This window comes from Streptomyces colwelliae (assembly GCF_048158785.1).
Lineage (GTDB): Bacteria > Actinomycetota > Actinomycetes > Streptomycetales > Streptomycetaceae > Streptomyces.
On record NZ_JBLTJC010000654.1, the window covers coordinates 1 to 2,996 of the forward strand.

The following is a 2,996-nucleotide window of genomic DNA, read 5'->3' on the forward strand; positions in this document are numbered from 1 at the left end:
GTGCGGGCGTCCTTCCTCGACGCGGCGGGCAAGACCCGGATCAACGACGAGATCGACACCTACACCTCGGCGTGGCTCGCCCCCTGACGACGCGCCCGCCGTCGAACCACGGGTCCGGCTGCGCGCCTCGATCCGGCGGGGGAGGGGCGGTGATCCGCCCCTCCCCGAAGGCACCCCCACGTGAGCGGTCAGTGCGCGAGGGCAAAGTCCTGGTCCGTGCCCGAGTTCTTCGCGCGGAGCTTCTTGTCGCGCGCCCGCTGAAGGCTGCCGAATGTCTCCTGCCCTTGCTTCTTGAGAAGGTGCGGGATCCGATTGGCCGGGATTCCCACAAGAGGGGACTCGCTGAGAACAGAAAGGAGGTCGGATTCGGTCTGGTCGGTGTAGTCGGCGGCGATCAGCGCCTCCACGGTCGGGAAAACATCCGCGTGCCGCTCGGTCTTCAGGTCGATGAGGTGATCCTCCTTCCCGCCCAGGCTCCAGCACCAGAGGAAATTTTCGGGTGCATCGTCCACAACCAGCCGACGAAAGCGGCTGATTTCCTTGGTGTAGCAGTAGAAACGAACTCCCGGCGAATTCCTCATGATGCGCGTCCAGGTGAGGAGGTATTCATCGGAAAAGAACTCGCCTGAATCATGCAAGCGAATCCACTTTCCGGCGTATCGCTTATGGCTGAGTTCTTCCGCCATTCGCCTCTCGAACTCTTCAGGGGCGTCCCGGCAGAGGAGAAGATTTCGAATGTGAGCTGCGCGGACATTCTTGAACCGGTACGTGCCGACCCGGGCGTAGCACAACTGGGCGCACACGCCCGCCTGGGGGCAGACGTTGAAATGACTGCCGTCAGGCATTTCGATCACAAAAGCCGGAAGTGTCCAGTTGAATACGCCGATCCTCCTCAGGTCCGAGTTCTGGGTGAGGAGCCGCTTGGGCTTGGTGCTGCCGGTCGTGTTGGTCTCAGACATCTCGTTCCTCGTGCTTCGAAGGGGAGGAGTGGGTGGGTGAAATGCCGGGGCAGCCGGCATGGGGGCGGACGCACGCGTGGATTCCCAGCGCGGTCACGCCGCCGTCGGCTCTCGCGAGCACGGCGAGTCCTTTGGCGATGGCGGTGCGCGCACTGCGCTGGTGCTGGCCGCCGTACTGCGCGTCGTCGCCGTGGCTGGCGATCAGGTCGGCGGCTCGCGCCGAGACGCGCGCAATCTCGAACTCCGGGAGGTCCCGGAACTCGGCGATGCACAGCGGGACCATGAACAGCAGCCACGTCACCCACGCCGGTGACGCCGACGTTGGGGCGTCTTTGCGGACGTCGACGACCCGGCCGAAGGGGCCGTGTGCGTCAGGGGTGGGCTGGGGGTCCGGCTCGTGCTGCACAGGTTCTTTGCCGGCGGAGGGGCCGGGTATTGCTGTCGTCATGGTGAGGTGTCGCTTCATGCAGGGCGCCCCCGGCTGCATCAGCCGGGGGCGCCGTGGGCAAGGGGGGAGCGCGATCAGTCGCCGCGGGCGAGGCAGCCCGCGGCGTGCGCGGGGGAGGTACGGAGGCGGGGGGATCCCCCGAGCGTGTCGCGGGCCTGGAGGAGGTAGTCGCCCAGGTCCTCAAGGGAGTTGATTTCCTCGGTGGGAACCGGCGCGCCGCACCGCTCGCACGGGGCGAGGAGGTCGAAGACGAGGCGGCGGCGGTCGTCGTAGCTCGCGAGGAAGGTCAGCGTCCTGTCCGCGAAGGGGATGGACAGCGCCACCGCGGGGAAGTGCTGGCCGTCCGCGACGAGCGGATGGATGTCGTCGTCCTTGGCACGGATGCTGACCGGGCGGTTGAGGGAGCGCAGCGAGAGGCGGTGGCGCAGCACCGCCTCCACCCAGTGCAGTTCGGCGTCCTGACTGTGGAGGGCCGGGTCCGGGCCGATCTGAGCGGGCTGACCGGTCCGGGCGCGCTTCACCGCGGCCGTAACGGCTGCGTTCTCGACATAGTTGAAGGGCTTCTTCATGGTGCTCGGCATGGGGTCTCCGAGAAGGGTCAGGCCCGTGATCGGCACGCTGGCGCGTGTCAGGGTCACCAGGGCTGGAGTCGATGGCCGCGAACTGCGGCTCCGGCCGGCGAGGTCTTCCCCGTCCGACACGCACCACGATACATATTGAAAGACGAATACGCAACGCATCGCTTGAAGTGACGGCCGACCAGCTGCTGCCCCTGGGAGAGCAGCAGCGCGGCCGGCCGGTGGACGCCGGACTACGCCGGCGAGGCGGTGAGCTGTCCGACCTGGTCGAGCAGGAGCTGGGCCCGGGCGAACGCGGCTGCCTTGTGACCGTACGACGGAACGACCAGGTGCATGGTCTCGTGAGCCAGCGCGCGGTCCGCTTCCTCGCGCGTCGTCACCAGCTGGAGGTTGACGGCCATCAACGGCACCTTCAGCCGCGCGCTCTTCGGGCCCAGATACACCTGGGCTGCGTAGTGCGAGAGGAACGGCATGCCGCTGATCGACGCGTACGCCGCGAGGTCCAAGACGAGGTGGAAGTCTCGCTGCGAGACGGAGGCGAACTGCTTCGCTCGCCGGCGCAGCCAATGCACGTCGACAGGCAGGTTCCGCTCGTCCTCCGGCAGCGGGCTCCGCAGTTCGGCGTGCCGCTGCTCCGTTACCGGGTGGGCTCGATCTGCCATGTTCTTCCTCCTCTCGGGCGCAGCCTGGATCTTGAGTCGATGCCGTTCGGCATGCAGCCGGCGCAGCGAGACCTCCCGGTTCCTCCGCGCGGCCGCCGTGGCCTCGAGGCCATCATGTCAACACGCCCTCTCCGCTCCTCTTCGGTGCCGGCGCTGGGACCCTCATGCGTACCGTCCATGCCATGAGTCGGCGTCCAGGCGCTTGAGCGCGGCGTCCTCGTCGGGTATGTCGTCTCAATCTAACTGCAAGCATCTGACTATCTATAGACACTTTGACCTGCAAGGACGCAAAGATTGAGACGATGTTTGTCCGGCTTTTAGTCAACTTATTTGCGCTTTGACCTGCAAG

4 protein-coding genes are annotated in these 2,996 nt (G+C 66.4%); all 4 read right to left on the reverse strand.

Features of this window, described 5'->3' with window-relative positions:
- Positions 1-188: 188 nt before the first annotated feature.
- The 4 genes from ACNFOC_RS52695 to ACNFOC_RS52710 all read right to left on the reverse strand — a co-directional run bounded on the left by ACNFOC_RS52695 (position 189) and on the right by ACNFOC_RS52710 (position 2,647).
- Complete coding sequence (locus ACNFOC_RS52695) at positions 189-959, reverse strand: GP88 family protein (protein ID WP_416966074.1); 771 nt, start codon at positions 957-959, stop codon at positions 189-191.
- Complete coding sequence (locus ACNFOC_RS52700) at positions 952-1,407, reverse strand: hypothetical protein (protein ID WP_416966075.1); 456 nt, start codon at positions 1,405-1,407, stop codon at positions 952-954. The genes ACNFOC_RS52695 and ACNFOC_RS52700 overlap by 8 nt, the downstream gene beginning before the upstream one ends.
- A 74-nt stretch (positions 1,408-1,481) precedes the next feature.
- Positions 1,482-1,988, reverse strand: a complete 507-nt coding sequence (locus ACNFOC_RS52705) for a hypothetical protein (protein WP_329449403.1) — start codon at positions 1,986-1,988, stop codon at positions 1,482-1,484.
- A 230-nt stretch (positions 1,989-2,218) separates the two neighbouring features.
- Entirely contained in the window at positions 2,219-2,647 is a 429-nt protein-coding gene (locus ACNFOC_RS52710) for a hypothetical protein (protein ID WP_024126979.1), read from the reverse strand.
- Between the last annotated feature and the right edge of the window lie 349 nt (positions 2,648-2,996).